Genomic DNA, 18,075 nt, shown 5'->3' with positions numbered 1-18,075 from the left:
TTTTATATAATATCAATATTATCAATAGTTGTCAATAAGTTTTTTGGTGGAGTCTAGGGGGATCGAACCCCTGACCTCCTGCGTGCAAGGCAGGCGCTCTCCCAGCTGAGCTAAGACCCCAGGAAATTAATATGATTAAATTAATGGTCGGGAAGACAGGATTCGAACCTGCGACCCCTTGGTCCCAAACCAAGTGCTCTACCAAGCTGAGCTACTTCCCGTTCATATGGCGCGCCCGAAAGGAGTCGAACCCATAACCTTCTGATCCGTAGTCAGACGCTCTATCCAATTGAGCTACGGGCGCATTTTATTCTTATCTTTAAGTTATCAAAAATATCTTGGTTTTTTTCTGTCGAAAAAAACTTGGTGCCGAGGACCGGAATCGAACCGGTACGGTAGTCACCTACCGCAGGATTTTAAGTCCTGTGCGTCTGCCAGTTCCGCCACCCCGGCACTACTTTGGAGCGGAAGACGGGATTCGAACCCGCGACCCCCACCTTGGCAAGGTGGTGTTCTACCACTGAACTACTTCCGCATCTTATGGTATATTTCTTTTGTATTGAAAAACATGGTGCGGGTGAAGGGAGTCGAACCCCCACGCCTTGCGGCGCCAGATCCTAAGTCTGGTGCGTCTGCCAATTCCGCCACACCCGCATATGATAGTTTATTTTACTGTCGTAAAAAAACTAGTTCTTTTTACTTTCGTAAAAAAACTTGGTGAGCCATGAAGGACTCGAACCTTCGACCCTCTGATTAAAAGTCAGATGCTCTACCGACTGAGCTAATGGCTCACAGAATTCCGATTGAGTACATAGCTCGTTCGAAAAAAAAGTGGTGCCGGCGAGAGGACTTGAACCCCCAACCTACTGATTACAAGTCAGTTGCTCTACCAATTGAGCTACACCGGCATAAAAAAGTAAATTTATAATATATAAATTTTAAGGATAGATCTTTTTACTATCGCAAAAAATTAAAGAAAGTTCTTTTCGCTATCGCGAAAAAACTTTGGTGGAGGATGACGGGATCGAACCGCCGACCCTCTGCTTGTAAGGCAGATGCTCTCCCAGCTGAGCTAATCCTCCATATTTTTAAGCCTGGCGACGTCCTACTCTCACAGGAGGAATCCTCCAACTACCATCGGCGCTGAGAAGCTTAACTTCCGTGTTCGGTATGGGAACGGGTGTGACCTTCTCGCCATCGCCACCAGACTATTTTGTTGAGGTAAACTCTTTTCACTTACGTGAAAAAGTCTTATTCCCTCAAAACTAGATAATGTATTAGAAGAAGTAAAAACAAGTTTGCCTTATTTGGATATCCAAATGTTTTGGTTAAGTCCTCGAACGATTAGTATCAGTCAGCTCCACACGTCACCGCGCTTCCACCTCTGACCTATCAACCTGATCATCTTTCAGGGTTCTTACTAGCTTACGCTATGGGAAATCTCATCTTGAGGGGGGCTTCATGCTTAGATGCTTTCAGCACTTATCCCGTCCGCACATAGCTACCCAGCGATGCCTTTGGCAAGACAACTGGTACACCAGCGGTGCGTCCATCCCGGTCCTCTCGTACTAAGGACAGCTCCTCTCAAATTTCCTACGCCCACGACGGATAGGGACCGAACTGTCTCACGACGTTCTGAACCCAGCTCGCGTACCGCTTTAATGGGCGAACAGCCCAACCCTTGGGACCGACTACAGCCCCAGGATGCGATGAGCCGACATCGAGGTGCCAAACCTCCCCGTCGATGTGGACTCTTGGGGGAGATAAGCCTGTTATCCCCGGGGTAGCTTTTATCCGTTGAGCGATGGCCCTTCCATGCGGAACCACCGGATCACTAAGCCCGACTTTCGTCCCTGCTCGACTTGTAGGTCTCGCAGTCAAGCTCCCTTGTGCCTTTACACTCTACGAATGATTTCCAACCATTCTGAGGGAACCTTTGGGCGCCTCCGTTACTCTTTAGGAGGCGACCGCCCCAGTCAAACTGCCCACCTGACACTGTCTCCCACCCCGATAGAGGGGTGCGGGTTAGAATTTCAATACAGCCAGGGTAGTATCCCACCGACGCCTCCACCGAAGCTGGCGCTCCGGCTTCTCAGGCTCCTACCTATCCTGTACAAGCTGTACCAAAATTCAATATCAGGCTACAGTAAAGCTCCACGGGGTCTTTCCGTCCTGTCGCGGGTAACCTGCATCTTCACAGGTACTATAATTTCACCGAGTCTCTCGTTGAGACAGTGCCCAGATCGTTACGCCTTTCGTGCGGGTCGGAACTTACCCGACAAGGAATTTCGCTACCTTAGGACCGTTATAGTTACGGCCGCCGTTTACTGGGGCTTCGATTCAGAGCTTCGCTTGCGCTAACCCCTCCTCTTAACCTTCCAGCACCGGGCAGGCGTCAGCCCCTATACTTCGCCTTACGGCTTCGCAGAGACCTGTGTTTTTGCTAAACAGTCGCCTGGGCCTATTCACTGCGGCTTTTCGAGGCTATTCACCCCAAAAAGCACCCCTTCTCCCGAAGTTACGGGGTCATTTTGCCGAGTTCCTTAACGAGAGTTCTCTCGCACACCTTAGGATTCTCTCCTCGCCTACCTGTGTCGGTTTGCGGTACGGGCACCTTTTATCTCGCTAGAGGCTTTTCTTGGCAGCGTGGAATCAGGAACTTCGGTACTATATTTCCCTCGCTATCACAGCTCAGCCTTCACGGTAACGGGATTTGCCTCGTTACCAGCCTAACTGCTTAGACGCACATATCCAACAGTGCGCTTACCCTATCCTTCTGCGTCCCCCCATTGCTCAAACGATAAAGAGGTGGTACAGGAATATCAACCTGTTATCCATCGCCTACGCCTTTCGGCCTCGGCTTAGGTCCCGACTAACCCTGAGCGGACGAGCCTTCCTCAGGAAACCTTAGGCATACGGTGGATGGGATTCTCACCCATCTTTCGCTACTCATACCGGCATTCTCACTTCTAAGCGCTCCACCAGTCCTTACGGTCTAGCTTCAACGCCCTTAGAACGCTCTCCTACCACTGACACCATACGGTGTCAATCCACAGCTTCGGTGTTACGTTTAGCCCCGGTACATTTTCGGCGCAGAGTCACTCGACCAGTGAGCTATTACGCACTCTTTAAATGGTGGCTGCTTCTAAGCCAACATCCTGGTTGTCTAAGCAACTCCACATCCTTTTCCACTTAACGTAAACTTTGGGACCTTAGCTGGTGGTCTGGGCTGTTTCCCTTTTGACTACGGATCTTATCACTCGCAGTCTGACTCCCACGGATAAGTCTTTGGCATTCGGAGTTTGTCTGAATTCGGTAACCCGATGAGGGCCCCTAGTCCAAACAGTGCTCTACCTCCAAGACTCTTACTACGTGAGGCTAGCCCTAAAGCTATTTCGGAGAGAACCAGCTATCTCCAAGTTCGATTGGAATTTCTCCGCTACCCACACCTCATCCCCGCACTTTTCAACGTGCGTGGGTTCGGGCCTCCATCCAGTGTTACCTGGACTTCACCCTGGACATGGGTAGATCACCTGGTTTCGGGTCTACGACCACATACTCATTCGCCCTATTCAGACTCGCTTTCGCTGCGGCTCCGTCTTTTCAACTTAACCTTGCATGTAATCGTAACTCGCCGGTTCATTCTACAAAAGGCACGCTATCACCCATTAACGGGCTCTAACTACTTGTAGGCACACGGTTTCAGGATCTTTTTCACTCCCCTTCCGGGGTGCTTTTCACCTTTCCCTCACGGTACTGGTTCACTATCGGTCACTAGGGAGTATTTAGCCTTGGGAGATGGTCCTCCCTGCTTCCGACCGGATTTCTCGTGTCCGGCCGTACTCAGGATCCACTCAGGAGGGAACGAAGTTTCGACTACAGGGTTTTTACCTTCTCTGACCGATCTTTCCAGATCTGTTCATCTACCCCGTTCCTTTGTAACTCCATGTTGAGTGTCCTACAACCCCAAGAGGCAAGCCTCTTGGTTTGGGCTATGTCCCGTTTCGCTCGCCGCTACTCAGGGAATCGCGTTTGCTTTCTCTTCCTCCGGGTACTTAGATGTTTCAGTTCCCCGGGTATGCCATCAGTACCCTATGTATTCAGGTAAAGATACTACTCCATTACGAGCAGTGGGTTCCCCCATTCGGAAATCTCCGGATCAAAGCTTACTTACAGCTCCCCGGAGCATATCGGCGTTAGTCCCGTCCTTCATCGGCTCCTAGTGCCAAGGCATCCACCGTGCGCCCTTATTAACTTAACCTAAAGGTTAATTCTCTTACTTAATATAAGAGACAAACTAAAACGGCAATCTTACTCGGTTTTTACTTGGTTTCTTCTATACGATTATCTAGTTTTCAAGGAACAAAAATAGCAATATCCTTTGCTATTAAGTAGCAATAGCAATATATTGCCACAAGAGAGATTGCTCTCTCAAAACTAAACACCAAACAATTAACACCAAAGATTTTAATGTTTTTGTGACCGATGGTCACTTATATTCCTTAGAAAGGAGGTGATCCAGCCGCACCTTCCGATACGGCTACCTTGTTACGACTTCACCCCAATCATCTGTCCCACCTTAGGCGGCTGGCTCCTTACGGTTACCCCACCGACTTCGGGTGTTACAAACTCTCGTGGTGTGACGGGCGGTGTGTACAAGGCCCGGGAACGTATTCACCGCGGCATGCTGATCCGCGATTACTAGCGATTCCAGCTTCATGCAGGCGAGTTGCAGCCTGCAATCCGAACTGAGAATGGTTTTATGGGATTCGCTTAACCTCGCGGTCTTGCAGCCCTTTGTACCATCCATTGTAGCACGTGTGTAGCCCAGGTCATAAGGGGCATGATGATTTGACGTCATCCCCACCTTCCTCCGGTTTGTCACCGGCAGTCACCTTAGAGTGCCCAACTAAATGCTGGCAACTAAGATCAAGGGTTGCGCTCGTTGCGGGACTTAACCCAACATCTCACGACACGAGCTGACGACAACCATGCACCACCTGTCACTCTGTCCCCCGAAGGGGAAAGCCCTATCTCTAGGGTTGTCAGAGGATGTCAAGACCTGGTAAGGTTCTTCGCGTTGCTTCGAATTAAACCACATGCTCCACCGCTTGTGCGGGCCCCCGTCAATTCCTTTGAGTTTCAGTCTTGCGACCGTACTCCCCAGGCGGAGTGCTTAATGCGTTAGCTGCAGCACTAAAGGGCGGAAACCCTCTAACACTTAGCACTCATCGTTTACGGCGTGGACTACCAGGGTATCTAATCCTGTTTGCTCCCCACGCTTTCGCGCCTCAGCGTCAGTTACAGACCAGAAAGTCGCCTTCGCCACTGGTGTTCCTCCACATCTCTACGCATTTCACCGCTACACGTGGAATTCCACTTTCCTCTTCTGTACTCAAGTCCCCCAGTTTCCAATGACCCTCCACGGTTGAGCCGTGGGCTTTCACATCAGACTTAAAGGACCGCCTGCGCGCGCTTTACGCCCAATAATTCCGGACAACGCTTGCCACCTACGTATTACCGCGGCTGCTGGCACGTAGTTAGCCGTGGCTTTCTGGTTAGGTACCGTCAAGGTACCGGCAGTTACTCCGGTACTTGTTCTTCCCTAACAACAGAGCTTTACGACCCGAAGGCCTTCATCGCTCACGCGGCGTTGCTCCGTCAGACTTTCGTCCATTGCGGAAGATTCCCTACTGCTGCCTCCCGTAGGAGTCTGGGCCGTGTCTCAGTCCCAGTGTGGCCGATCACCCTCTCAGGTCGGCTACGCATCGTCGCCTTGGTGAGCCGTTACCTCACCAACTAGCTAATGCGCCGCGGGCCCATCTGTAAGTGACAGCCGAAACCGTCTTTCAGCTTTCCCTCATGAGAGAGAAAGGATTATCCGGTATTAGCTCCGGTTTCCCGAAGTTATCCCAGTCTTACAGGTAGGTTGCCCACGTGTTACTCACCCGTCCGCCGCTAACCTTCAGGAGCAAGCTCCTAAAGATTCGCTCGACTTGCATGTATTAGGCACGCCGCCAGCGTTCGTCCTGAGCCAGGATCAAACTCTCCAATAAAGTGTTTGATATAGCTCATAAAGTTTACTCTGGCTTTTTTTAAAACTTCTATAATAGAAGCCTTACCTTTGTTAATGTTTGGTTGTTTAGTTTTCAAAGAACAATTTGTTAATCGCCCATAAGCGACTTTTTAATATTAGCAGAAACGTTTTTTTTAGTCAAGAACTTTTTATCATCTTTTCTTTCAAACCGTTTGTGCTGTTGTCTCGCAACAACGAATATAAATATACCATCAATATATTATCATTGCAATAACTTTTTTTCTTTTTTATACCTTTTAAATTCCCCCAGACACTTTAAAGACAAAACATTGCAGGTCAGAGGTAATTTTAAAAGTAATTTTAATATAATTATCTTCTTGTATAAAAGCTGTTTCCGTATAGATTGTGGTTTTCGTAAAAATCCCTAAAGACGGATTTTTACAGGCACTCTTACTTAGTGCTCAGCTCTTTTCTTAAGTTTCATATGAGTTTAACACCCAAATTGTGAATCGGCTATTTTATTTGTAAGAAAGAGCAACAAAGTTTCAGAAAAGAGCCTATATAAAAAAGGCAAAAGCCATTAAAGTGGCTTTTGCCTTATATCTTAACGATGACGCATTAACGGGAATAATAGTACATCTCTAATAGATGGAGAATCGGTCAATAGCATAACTAATCGGTCGATACCAATTCCTAGACCACCTGTTGGCGGCATTCCGTACTCTAATGCCTCTACAAAGTCCTCATCCATCATATGAGCTTCATCATTACCTTGTTCACGTTCTTTAAGCTGATCCTCAAATCGCTCACGTTGATCAATAGGATCATTTAATTCTGTGAATGCATTTGCATATTCACGAGCAACAATAAATAATTCGAATCGATCAGTAAAACGTGGGTCCTCAGGATTCTTTTTAGCCAGCGGAGAGATTTCTACTGGATGACCAGTAATAAACGTAGGCTGGATTAAATGTTGTTCTACTTTTTGTTCAAAGAATTCATTAACAATATGTCCATAAAGCATTGTGTCTTTAATTTCTACACCATGCTCTTTTGCAAGCTGTTGCGCTTCTTCTGTGGACATTTCTTTCCAGAAGTCTACCCCTACATATTCTTTAATAGCATCAACCATATGCAGGCGTCTCCACTGAGGCGCTAAATCAATAGTATGTCCGCCATACTCAACAGTTGTTGTTCCAAGCACATCTTGGGCAATATGAGAAATTAGGTTCTCTGTTAAATTCATGATGTCACGGTAATCCACATACGCTTCATACAGTTCAAGCATTGTAAATTCTGGATTATGCCTTGTTGAGACACCTTCATTACGGAATACGCGTCCAATTTCGTAAACCTTTTCAAGTCCGCCTACAATCAAGCGTTTTAAATGTAGCTCGATAGCAATACGCATATATAATTGCATATCTAATGCATTGTGATGAGTAATAAATGGTCTTGCAGAAGCCCCTCCAGCAATAGAGTGCATTAATGGTGTTTCCACCTCTAAGTATCCATTATTATCTAGGTAACGGCGCATGGATTGAATAATACGAGAGCGATTAATAAAAGTTTCTTTACTTTCCTCACTCATAATTAGGTCTAGATAACGTTGACGGTAACGTTGTTCTACGTCCTTTAAGCCATGGAATTTATCAGGAAGTGGTCGAAGTGATTTCGTTAATAGTTCAAAAGACTTCGCTTTTACAGAAAGCTCTCCCACTTGTGTTTTAAATAATGTACCGGATATTCCTACAATATCTCCAAGATCTGCTGAATCAAACATTTCGTACTGTTCTTCACCCACTGCATCCATACGAACATAAATTTGAATTTGGCCAGATAGGTCTTGAATATGAGCGAAGCCTGCTTTTCCTTTGCCGCGCTTTGTCATAATTCTTCCTGCAAGTGTCACTTCAATACCTTTAGTTTCAATTTCTTCTTTTTCTAGCTCACCGTATTCACGAATAAGGTCTTGGGATTGATGAGAACGGTCAAATCTTTTTCCGAATGGATCCATTCCTTTTTCACGAATGGCATTCATTTTTTCTCTTCTAACAACCAACTGGTCATTTAATTCTTCATGACTCATTTTTTTCATCTCCAATTTTATTTTCATTATTATGTAACACGCCTAACCGCAGCGATAATGATAAATACTTCTACACATTATATTATTTTACACAATCTTATTAAATCAGACATCAAAAAACGTATAAATAGAATAAAAACTGCCAGTAATCTACTGGCAGCTTGCTAACTTCAATAAAAATATTATAGAAAAAGAGTAAATGAGTGTCAAACTTTAAAAAGTCAGTGACACCTTTCCTGCACATTAACCCACATTCACACTTTCTTCTTCTCTTGCTTCCACTTCTTCTACCAAGCTATTTAATAGAGATACTAATTGGTCTCTTGTTGTACATTCGTTAATCCCATTACGGACAGTTGCATTTCCGCGTACTCCTTTTAAGTACCAGGCAGCATGTTTGCGCATTTCACGAACAGCAACATATTCAGTTTTTAAGTTGATTAAACGATCAAGGTGAAGAATACATACATCAATTTTTTCTCTTACAGATGGTTCTCCTGTTAATTCACCAGTTTGTAGGTATTTAACCGTTTGATAAATCATCCACGGATTCCCTAAAGCTGCACGCCCGATCATCACTCCGTCAGCACCCGTTTCTTCCAACATACGCTTTGCATCCTGAGGAGTATTTACATCACCATTTCCGATAATCGGAATATTAACAGATTGTTTTACTTCTCTAATAATATCCCAATTTGCTGTTCCTTCGTACATTTGAACACGTGTTCTTCCATGTAGAGAAACGGCTTTTCCACCTGCACGTTCTACTGCCTGGGCATTGCGCACTGCATAAATATGATCTTCATCCCAGCCCATACGCATTTTTACCGTTACCGGTTTTTCTACCTCAGCTACTACCGCTGAAACCATCTCATAAATTTTATTCGGATCTAGTAGCCACTTTGCTCCAGCATCACATTTTGTGATTTTCGGAACTGGGCATCCCATATTGATATCGATAATATCTGCATTTGTATTTTGGTCTACAAACTTTGCCGCTTGAACGAGTGTATCTTTTTCCCCACCAAAGATTTGAAGGCTTAACGGTTTTTCACGTTCGTCAATATATAGCATGTTCATTGTTTTTTCATTTTTAAAAAGAATCCCTTTATCGCTTACCATTTCCGCACATACTAGCCCTGCACCAAATTCTTTGACGGTTAGACGGAAGGCAGAATTGCATACACCAGCCATCGGTGCTAAAACAACCTGGTTTTTCATTTCAATATCGCCGATCTTTAACACTATTCTCTCCCCCCTTTTTACGGTCCTTTATAAATGATTGTCTTCATCAGGTGGGGTCAACTCTTCCACACTAACCTTTAAGACATTAGAAATTTTGATTAATAATTCTTGTTTGGGCATTCGGCTGCCTCTTTCAATTTCACCAACAATGGAAACTGATATACCAAGCTCTCTGGAGAAGCCTTCTTGGGTAAAACCCTTTAGTTTTCGATAGGCGCGAATGCGTCTTCCCCATTTCTCCGCTTCCATAATCGAACACCCTCTTTTTCTTGAAGTTCTACTATATTTATATCACCTAACGACGGTGCAGAATAATCTTTATTTATTTCCAATAACGGGATTAATACAAAGGCTCTTTCCTGCATTCTTGGATGCGGAACAATTAACCTCTCTGTTTCAATATTTTCTTGATTATACAACAGAATGTCAAGGTCTATTGTTCTTGGACCCCACCGAATTTCCCTTTTTCTTCCTAATTCCGTTTCAATCTTCATACACGCTGTTAGTAATTCATCAGGACTCAGGTCCGTCATAACGGATATAACCATATTTAAAAAAGGACTTTGGTCTGTATATCCTACAGGATCCGTTTCATAAATGGATGAAATATCTACCAACTTAATATGAGGGTGATTATCTAAACGGCTAGTAGCACCATCAAGATAGTTTAAACGATCTTCTATATTTGAACCTAACGCAATATAAGCTTTATTTTGCAAAATTTATCTTCTCCTCGTAATCTCAACCGAAACGGACTGATAATAACCAGGGATAGGCGGGTCCGGCTTGATTACTTTTACTCTCACTTCGTTTACCTTGATAAACTTTTCTAACACATCATTTGCAATCTTTTCAGCCACAGCTTCAATTAATTGAAAAGGCTGCCCCTCTACAATTTCCTTACTTACCGTATATAGTTCAGCATAGTTCACAGAATGATTTAGATCGTCTGTTACCCCAGCCTTTTGTAAATCACAAAAAACATCTAAATCCACAATAAACCTTTGACCAAGACGAGTTTCTTCAGGAAAAACCCCATGATAACCAAAGAATTGCATTTTATTCACGCTTATCTTATCCATTTTCCACCACACTCTTCCCCATCATAGCATCCATCATTTTCGCCATTCGAGCTATTTCCTTTACATCATGGACACGAACGATTTGACAGCCCTTTTGGATACCATAACAAACCGTTGCTCCTGTCCCTTCTAATCTTTCGTTTACTGGAAGGTCCAGGATATGTCCAATCATAGACTTTCTTGAAGTTCCAAGTAAAACAGGATAGCCAATGTCTACTAGTTTATCTAAGTCTCTCATCATTTGTAAATTCTCGTCCACACTTTTCGCAAAACCAATGCCAGGGTCTAAAATGATATTTTCATCCTTTACTCCTGCCGTCTTCATCATGAATATACTTTCGTAAAGGTCATTTACAACATCACGATAAAACTGTTGGTATTCCCGATTATCACGATTATGCATAAGGATGATTGGCACCTGTAAGCTAGCCGCTACTTCTGCCATTCTTTTATCTGCTTTTCCTCCCCATACATCATTAATGATATGTGCTCCCGCTTCTATTGCCTGTTTAGCCACTTCTGCTTTATAGGTATCGATGGAAATTGGAACTTTCACTTTCTCTGCTAAAGCTCTAATAACAGGGATAACTCTTGAAATCTCTTCCTGAGCGGAAACATAAGCAGATCCAGGGCGGGTGGATTCCCCTCCAACATCTATAATGTCAGCACCCTTCTCGACGAGTTCACGGGCACGTTCCACAGCAAATTCAACTTGATTAAAACGGCCACCGTCTGAAAACGAGTCTGGTGTCGCATTGAGTATCCCCATAATTAAAGTTTTCTTTTGGTAGTTTAGCGTATAAGGACCACACTGGATGATTCCCACCGTTTAAACCTCCTTATCTAATTCAGTCTTACTAGATAATAGCAAACAATACTGTCTATATTGCTGGAATAATAACTGCGTGATTTTCCCTTGTTTCCCTGGGAAATACCGTCCATTCCATTCCTTAATCCCAACAATTTCTTGAATGGAATTTGTAATAAAAATTTCATCAGCAGTTTCAAGCACTTCAGGTTTAAAAAATCCTTCTTTTACTTGATAGCCTAATTTAGCTGCTAATTTAATGACAAACTGTCTTGTAATCCCATTTAATATTCCAGTCTCAACAGCTGGAGTAAACAATGTACCTTCATTAAACCAAAATAAGTTTGATACAATCCCTTCAGCTAACTCATCGTTTTCTGTTAGAAAAATCCCTTCAACATCTGGAAAATTACCAATTTCTCTTTTTGCATAAATATTATTTAAAAAATGATGTGATTTTAACCGATAGCTTCCTTCAGGAGTATTCCGTTTAATCGTGAGTAATTGTGCCTTTTTTTCAAAAATATCATTCCCTGCAGGAGGTAGCGGTTTAGGGTAAATAATCACATTAGGTACCTCATATGGCTCCACTTGTAACCCCACTTCTCCGTAACCAGCTGAAACATTGAAACGAATATAAGCATTTTCATAGCCATTTTTTTCAAGTAAAAGAGACAAAGCCGCCATTACTTCTTGTTTAGAAAAATTCTTCTTAATCGATAAATCTGAAAGTCCTTTGTTTAAGCGTTGTAAATGGTCTTCTAAAAGAAAAGCATGTCCATTATATATACGGAATGTTTCGAACAAACCAACCCCGTACAAAAATCCATGGTCAAATGCAGACACAGTAGCCTGATCCTTTGGGACCAGTTCTCCATTCATATACACATACATTTATAATCTGCCGCTTTCTGTTTGGAAGGTGTAATTTTCGTAATAAGAGATAAAATTACTTAATAGTTTTTTCCCGTCCTTCGTCATAATCGATTCTGGATGAAATTGAACTCCTTCTATTGGAAGGGTCTTATGGCGTATTCCCATAATTTCACCCTCTGCTGTCCAAGACGAAACTTCCAAGCATGTAGGCAATGTTTCTTTTTTAACAATTAACGAATGATATCTAGTCGCTGGAAATGGATTATCCATACCCTCATAAATGGTTTTGCCATCATGAATAACAGGCGATGTCTTACCGTGCATTAATCTTTCTGCTTGGACAACATCACCTTTGAAAACTTGTGCAATAGACTGATGCCCAAGGCAAACACCAAAAATCGGAATTTTCCCGGCAAAGTATTCAATTGCCTTAAGGCTAATCCCCGCTTCATTGGGACTGCAAGGACCTGGAGAAATCATCAGAAATTTTGGCTGCAGCTGTTCGATTTCTTCTATCGTTGTTTGGTCGTTTCGTTTCACGACTAATTCCTGACCTAATTCACCTAAGTATTGAACTAAGTTATAGGTAAATGAATCATAATTATCGATCATAATGATCATCGTAGTTCACCAGCCTTTTCTGATTCTTCCTTTGCCTTCCAAAGAGCGATCGCCTTTTTCAAGGACTCTTTATATTCATTACTCGGGATGGAATCAATCACGATGCCTGCACCAGCCTGAACATGCGCTTGTCCATCTTTCACTAGCATCGTTCGAATGACAATATTTAATTCCATATCATTATCAAAACCAATCCATCCTAGGGATCCGGTATAAATCCCTCTGCGCACAGGCTCTAGTTCTTCGATTATCTCCATCGTCCTTACCTTTGGTGCGCCTGTAATCGTTCCCCCTGGAAAAACAGCATCAATTACATCGTAAACATCCTTATCTTGGGCAAGTCTTCCTCTAACATTAGAGACGATATGCATAACATGTGAGTATTTTTCAATAACCATAAATTCATTTACTTCTACTGTGCCGTACTGGCTTACACGGCCCAAGTCATTTCTCTCAAGGTCTACAAGCATCACATGCTCAGCCCGCTCTTTTTCATTTTCAATTAATTCATTCGCAAGCTGTATATCCTCCGCCTCATCTTTACCTCTTGATCGTGTTCCCGCTATCGGGCGAGTACTTACCTCTAACCCTTTCTTTTTCACTAATAATTCTGGGGAGCCGCTGACCATCTGGAATTCAGGCGTGTGAAAATAACCCATATACGGAGATGGGTTTAAGATTCGAAGTTTCTCATAAACATCCATTGCACTGACAGCTAATTCCTTTGTTTGACGGACGGAAAGGTTAACCTGGAATACATCTCCTGCTGAAATATAATTTTGGACCTTTGCTACTGCATCCATAAATTCTGTTTCATTCATCGAAACTTCTAATTTATCCTCATTGGTTTGGGATTTTCCTTGCGGTTTACTAGAATAAAATTCTTGCCAGTTTGCAAGCCATTGTTCCATTTTATTCTCAATATTCTCATTCTCTTCATGCAAAAATAACAGCCATAACTCAGAAGTCGTATGGTCAAAAATAAACCATTCTTTATAAACAAAAAAACAAATATCAGGTATATGTAGATCATCATTTGCCCAATTAGGCAGTTTTTCGATATAGCGAGCATAATCGTAACTAATAAAACCAATTGCTCCGCCTTTGAAATCAGGAATATCTGGTCTACTCTCTATTTCAAACCCCTTCATCCATTCCCTCATTAAATGGAGTGGGTTTCCTTCTCGTTGTTCTAAATGTCCATTCTCTGTTTCAATCTGTAAATGGCCATTTTTCCCTATTAGTTTAGCGATTGGTTGGAAGGCTGCAATACTATATTGGCCTCCTCTACCACTCTCGAGAAAAACATGATGAGTATAGTCTTTAGATATATGGCGATATTGATGAAAAAATTGTCCAAGCGAAAAAGGGATTTTTGCTGTTTTTAGTTTAAAGGTTGTCAACAAAAGTGCCTCCTATATATATTCTCTCTTCATCATACATGAAGTGCGATTAGGTTTCATTTTTTTGTTTGGTTTTTCGCATAAAAAAAGGTAAAAGGCTATAGCCTTCTACCTTGTTATTCTATTCCGTTTCAAATTGATAAAGAGGAGTACTTAAGTACCGTTCACCATTACTTGGAATAATAGCTAACACCTTTTTACCTTTTCCAAGTTCCTTTGCTACTTTCAACGCTGCAAAAATGGCAGCACCAGAAGATATCCCACCAAGGATTCCTTCTTCCTTAGCAGCACGGCGAGCATATTCGAAAGCTTCATCATTCTTTACCTGGATGATTTCATCATAAACCTGTGTATCAAGAACTTCTGGAACAAATCCCGCACCAATCCCTTGAATCTTATGAGGTCCTGGTTTCCCTCCGGATAACACTGGAGAATCGGTAGGTTCTACAGCATAAATTTTAATAGTAGGATAGGCTTCCTTTAAAACGGAGCCGGCACCCGTAATTGTACCACCTGTTCCAATTCCAGAAATAAATCCATCTAGTTGTTCTCCCATTTGTTCCACAATTTCTTTTCCTGTTGTACGTTTATGCACTTCAGGGTTTGCATCATTATTAAATTGTTGAGGCATAAAGTAACCATTTTCTTTTGCTAATTCTTCGGACTTGCGGATCGCTCCACCCATTCCTTCCGACCCAGGTGTTAATACAAGATCTGCACCATAAGCACGTAGAAGATTTCTTCTTTCCATACTCATCGTTTCAGGCATGACTAAAATGGCCTTATACCCTTTTGCTGCAGCGACCATCGCTAAACCGATCCCAGTGTTTCCACTAGTTGGCTCAATAATCGTGTCACCTTGTTTAAGTACCCCAGCTTCTTCAGCGGCTTCAACCATTGCTAAAGCAATACGGTCTTTTACACTACTGCCTGGATTCATATATTCTAATTTCAAATAAACATCTGCCATATTTTCATCTACTAATCTGTTAAGCTTTACAATTGGTGTTTGACCTACTAGTTCTAAAATGGAATTTGCTACACGTACCATTTCTTCCACCCCTTTTAACTAAATCTTAATCCGACTAAATTCATTGGTTTTATTATATTATTACAAATCATTATATACAAAGTCAATGAAATTGCTTATCAAAAAACTAAATATTTCCTAATTTTAGGAAATAAAAAGACCATATGTAAGAGTCTTTACTCTTCTATATGGTCACCTTAATAATTTTATTCATTCATTCTTTCTTTTCATAAAACCAATCAACTTTTAGTTCATTCCAGAAGGCTCTTGCAGAAACAGGTGCATCCATTTGCTCCAGGGCTATTTGACGACGAATTTGCCCTTTTACTTGATTAAAGGAGTACTTTTTCCCTTCCAATTTTTGTTGAAGTAAAATTATGGCGTATCCATTTTCAACCTTAAATGGTTTACTCCATTCCCCTTTATCAAGTTTTTTAGCATAATCCATATATTCAGAAGGATACTGGTCATCTTCTTCACTAATAAAACCAATATCTCCTCCTTGATTGGCAGAGAACTCCTCTATAGAACGCTCCATTGCAAGTGCAGAGAAGCTGGAACCACCCTCTAGCTCCTTTTCCGTTTTATCTGCTTCATCCTTTGTTTTTACAATAATGTGCGATAAATGGTAAGAGGTAGGTACATCAAATAGGTTTTTATTTTCTTCAAAGTAATTCTTCATTTCTTTCTCTGTGACAATAGCGTCTTTTGTTAATAATTCCTCCAGTAATAAACTGTAACGAATCTGTTCTTTCCATTTTTCTTCATCTGAACCTTTTACTTGATCATTTGTCCCATACATGGTTTGAATCAAGCGCAACTCATGTTCAATTGCCTCGTCTGAAATTTTGATTTTATACTTATCCGCCAACTGCTCTATTACTTTTTGATCAATTAAATCTTTTAGCACTACTTGACCATAACGCTCTTCCATTTCATTTAGCCAATTTTGACGAGAGACTGTTTCATCCCCAATCGTTGCCACTACTTCGTCCGTTCCCGAAAGAACACTAGACTTTTCGGCCCAATCTGGTCGATTTAAAAAGAAAGCAATGGTTAGACAGTTTAAAAGAAAAAGACCAGCAATAATCATCCATAACTGCTTTTCCTTCACATTTCCTCCCCCTGTTATTGCGAGCTTTTATTTTGCTTGATCTCTTAGCTCTTCTAGTTCTTCTTTTGTATACTGATACTTTGCATTACAGAAATGACAATGCGCTTCTGCCTGTTCATCTTCATCAATGATTTGTTGAATTTCTTCTATCCCCAAACTCACAATAGCATCCGCAAATCGTTCTTTTGAACATGTACACTTAAACATGATCGGCATCTCTTCTAAAATTTTTACATTTTCTTTCCCAAGTAGCTCAAATAAAAGCTCTTCTGGAGTTAATCCTTTTTCGATTAATTTAGAAACTGGAGGAACCGATTTAATACGTTCTTCAATTTCTGTGATCGTAGAATCTTCTGTTCCCGGCATTAGTTGGATTATAAAACCTCCTGCTGCCAAAATGGTATTATCAGGGTTTACTAAAACACCAACCCCAACGGAAGAAGGAACCTGTTCAGAAACAACAAAGAAATAAGTGAAATCTTCCCCTAGTTCCCCTGAGACGATTGGAGTTTGCCCGGTGAAATTTTCACGCATTCCAATATCTTTTACCACCGATAACATCCCGTCTGTTCCAACAGCACGGCGAACATCTAGCTTACCATGTTCGTTTAAGTCGAAATGGGTTTGAGGATTCGAAACATATCCTCTAACTTCTCCTTTGGCATTAGCATCAACGAGGATATTACCAATAGGTCCGCCACCGTTAATTTTAATCGTGAGTTTATTTTCTCCTTTTAACATAGCCCCCATCATTACACCAGCAGACATAGCCCTACCTAAAGCTGCAGAAGCTGTTGGCCATGTATAATGTCTTCTTTGTGCCTCAGAAATGGTCTCCGTACTTCTAACCGCATAAGCACGTACTTGACCGTTAAACGCAATTGCCTTTACTAAATAATCTTTCATTCAGAAGCCCCTTTCTTGATGCTCTTACGATAATTTATTCTTTGCTGCATCCATGTTTCGTTTGTATATAAGCTGTAAACCTTTTAATGTTAAAAATGGGTCAATGACATCGAACACATTTGATTCTTGCGAGATTAACTGGGCTAATCCACCGGTTGCAATGACAGTTGGCTCTATCTTACTTTGTTCTTTCATTCGCTTTACAATACCTTCAACTTGTCCTACGTAACCATAAACAATACCTGCTTGCATCGCGGATACTGTATTTTTCCCAATAACCCCTTCCGGTCGTGTTATTTCAATTCTTGGTAACTTGGCAGCCTTAGAATATAAGGCTTCTGTAGAAATGCCAATTCCTGGTGCAATTGCACCTCCCATATATTGCTTTTGTTCATTTACATAACAATAGGTCGTTGCTGTCCCAAAATCAACAATGATAAGGGGACCGCCATACTCATGAACAGCAGCCACTGCATTGACAATTCGGTCGGCACCGACTTCGCGTGGATTTTCATATTTAATATTAAGGCCTGTCTTCGTACCGGGTCCGACAACAATTGGCTTTTGCTTGAAATATTTCTCGCACATCTTTTCCAAGGCAAACATAATTGGTGGGACAACGGAAGAAATGACAATTCCATTAATTTGCGCAAAGTTTAAACCAACAAAATCAAATAATGATTTAATAATCATGCCATATTCATCATCGGTTTTATTTCGATTCGTTTCTATTCTCCAATGATGCTTTAATTGGTCCCCATCATAAACCCCAAGAACCGTATTTGTATTTCCAACATCAAATACAAAAATCACACTATTTCACCACTTTTTTCATATTTACTGCAAACATCATACCATTATTTA

General features: G+C 41.9%; 13 protein-coding genes, 9 tRNA genes and 3 rRNA genes. All 25 read right to left on the bottom strand.

Features of this window, described 5'->3' with window-relative positions; translation table 11 throughout:
• Positions 1–44: 44 nt before the first annotated feature.
• Positions 45–120, bottom strand: a tRNA-Ala gene (locus tag ACSBPO_RS22995).
• A gap of 24 nt (positions 121–144) precedes the next feature.
• Positions 145–221, bottom strand: a tRNA-Pro gene (locus tag ACSBPO_RS22990).
• Positions 222–227: 6 nt separating this feature from the next.
• A tRNA-Arg gene (locus ACSBPO_RS22985) sits at positions 228–304 on the bottom strand.
• Between the two features lie 60 nt (positions 305–364).
• A tRNA-Leu gene (locus tag ACSBPO_RS22980) sits at positions 365–453 on the bottom strand.
• 7 nt (positions 454–460) lie between these two features.
• Positions 461–535: transfer RNA gene (locus ACSBPO_RS22975), tRNA-Gly, on the bottom strand.
• A 34-nt stretch (positions 536–569) separates the two neighbouring features.
• A tRNA-Leu gene (locus ACSBPO_RS22970) sits at positions 570–654 on the bottom strand.
• A gap of 61 nt (positions 655–715) precedes the next feature.
• Positions 716–791 (bottom strand) — tRNA-Lys (locus ACSBPO_RS22965).
• Between the two features lie 41 nt (positions 792–832).
• A tRNA-Thr gene (locus tag ACSBPO_RS22960) sits at positions 833–908 on the bottom strand.
• A gap of 98 nt (positions 909–1,006) precedes the next feature.
• Positions 1,007–1,082 (bottom strand) — tRNA-Val (locus ACSBPO_RS22955).
• 10 nt (positions 1,083–1,092) lie between these two features.
• Positions 1,093–1,208, bottom strand: a 5S ribosomal RNA gene (rrf, locus tag ACSBPO_RS22950).
• A gap of 116 nt (positions 1,209–1,324) precedes the next feature.
• Positions 1,325–4,261 (bottom strand): 23S ribosomal RNA (locus ACSBPO_RS22945).
• Positions 4,262–4,506: 245 nt separating this feature from the next.
• Positions 4,507–6,056 (bottom strand): 16S ribosomal RNA (locus ACSBPO_RS22940).
• The 16S, 23S and 5S rRNA genes sit together here with 9 tRNA genes alongside, the layout of an rRNA operon.
• Before the next feature lie 585 nt (positions 6,057–6,641).
• A complete protein-coding gene (gene lysS / locus ACSBPO_RS22935) occupies positions 6,642–8,126 on the bottom strand; it encodes a lysine--tRNA ligase (protein WP_442597422.1) in 1,485 nt (494 codons plus the stop codon).
• Positions 8,127–8,369: 243 nt separating this feature from the next.
• On the bottom strand, positions 8,370–9,371 hold the full coding sequence (gene dusB, locus ACSBPO_RS22930; RefSeq protein ID WP_442597420.1) for a tRNA dihydrouridine synthase DusB: 1,002 nt from the start codon (positions 9,369–9,371) through the stop codon (positions 8,370–8,372).
• A 27-nt stretch (positions 9,372–9,398) separates the two neighbouring features.
• A complete protein-coding gene (locus ACSBPO_RS22925; protein ID WP_442597418.1) occupies positions 9,399–9,620 on the bottom strand; it encodes a helix-turn-helix domain-containing protein in 222 nt (73 codons plus the stop codon).
• A complete protein-coding gene (gene folK, locus ACSBPO_RS22920; RefSeq protein WP_442597416.1) occupies positions 9,572–10,090 on the bottom strand; it encodes a 2-amino-4-hydroxy-6-hydroxymethyldihydropteridine diphosphokinase in 519 nt (172 codons plus the stop codon). Before folK ends, ACSBPO_RS22925 begins: the two co-directional genes overlap by 49 nt.
• 3 nt (positions 10,091–10,093) lie before the next feature.
• Positions 10,094–10,453 carry a dihydroneopterin aldolase gene (gene folB / locus ACSBPO_RS22915; RefSeq protein ID WP_442597414.1) on the bottom strand — a complete coding sequence of 120 codons (360 nt, stop codon included), beginning with the start codon at positions 10,451–10,453 and terminating at the stop codon, positions 10,094–10,096.
• On the bottom strand, positions 10,446–11,279 hold the full coding sequence (gene folP, locus ACSBPO_RS22910) for a dihydropteroate synthase (protein ID WP_442597412.1): 834 nt from the start codon (positions 11,277–11,279) through the stop codon (positions 10,446–10,448). Before folP ends, folB begins: the two co-directional genes overlap by 8 nt.
• Before the next feature lie 3 nt (positions 11,280–11,282).
• Complete coding sequence (gene pabC, locus ACSBPO_RS22905; protein ID WP_442597410.1) at positions 11,283–12,155, bottom strand: aminodeoxychorismate lyase; 873 nt, start codon at positions 12,153–12,155, stop codon at positions 11,283–11,285.
• Positions 12,156–12,758 carry an aminodeoxychorismate/anthranilate synthase component II gene (gene pabA, locus ACSBPO_RS22900; RefSeq protein WP_442597408.1) on the bottom strand — a complete coding sequence of 201 codons (603 nt, stop codon included), beginning with the start codon at positions 12,756–12,758 and terminating at the stop codon, positions 12,156–12,158.
• Complete coding sequence (locus tag ACSBPO_RS22895) at positions 12,755–14,161, bottom strand: anthranilate synthase component I family protein (RefSeq protein WP_442597406.1); 1,407 nt, start codon at positions 14,159–14,161, stop codon at positions 12,755–12,757. The genes pabA and ACSBPO_RS22895 overlap by 4 nt, the downstream gene beginning before the upstream one ends.
• A gap of 121 nt (positions 14,162–14,282) precedes the next feature.
• Positions 14,283–15,212 carry a cysteine synthase A gene (gene cysK / locus ACSBPO_RS22890; RefSeq protein WP_442597404.1) on the bottom strand — a complete coding sequence of 310 codons (930 nt, stop codon included), beginning with the start codon at positions 15,210–15,212 and terminating at the stop codon, positions 14,283–14,285.
• Between the two features lie 193 nt (positions 15,213–15,405).
• A complete protein-coding gene (locus ACSBPO_RS22885; RefSeq protein ID WP_442597402.1) occupies positions 15,406–16,305 on the bottom strand; it encodes a peptidyl-prolyl cis-trans isomerase in 900 nt (299 codons plus the stop codon).
• 27 nt (positions 16,306–16,332) lie between these two features.
• Positions 16,333–17,211 (bottom strand): Hsp33 family molecular chaperone HslO, encoded by an 879-nt coding sequence (hslO, locus tag ACSBPO_RS22880; protein WP_442597400.1) that lies wholly within the window; start codon positions 17,209–17,211, stop codon positions 16,333–16,335.
• Positions 17,212–17,235: 24 nt separating this feature from the next.
• Positions 17,236–18,024: a type III pantothenate kinase gene (locus ACSBPO_RS22875; protein ID WP_442597398.1), complete on the bottom strand. Its 789-nt coding sequence runs from the start codon at positions 18,022–18,024 to the stop codon at positions 17,236–17,238.
• Positions 18,025–18,075: the final 51 nt, after the last annotated feature.

The organism is Neobacillus sp. D3-1R, from assembly GCF_052180215.1.
Lineage (GTDB): Bacteria > Bacillota > Bacilli > Bacillales > Cytobacillaceae > Pseudoneobacillus.
Note: the sequence above shows the minus strand (reverse complement) of the source record. Positions and strands in the feature narration are given on the sequence as shown.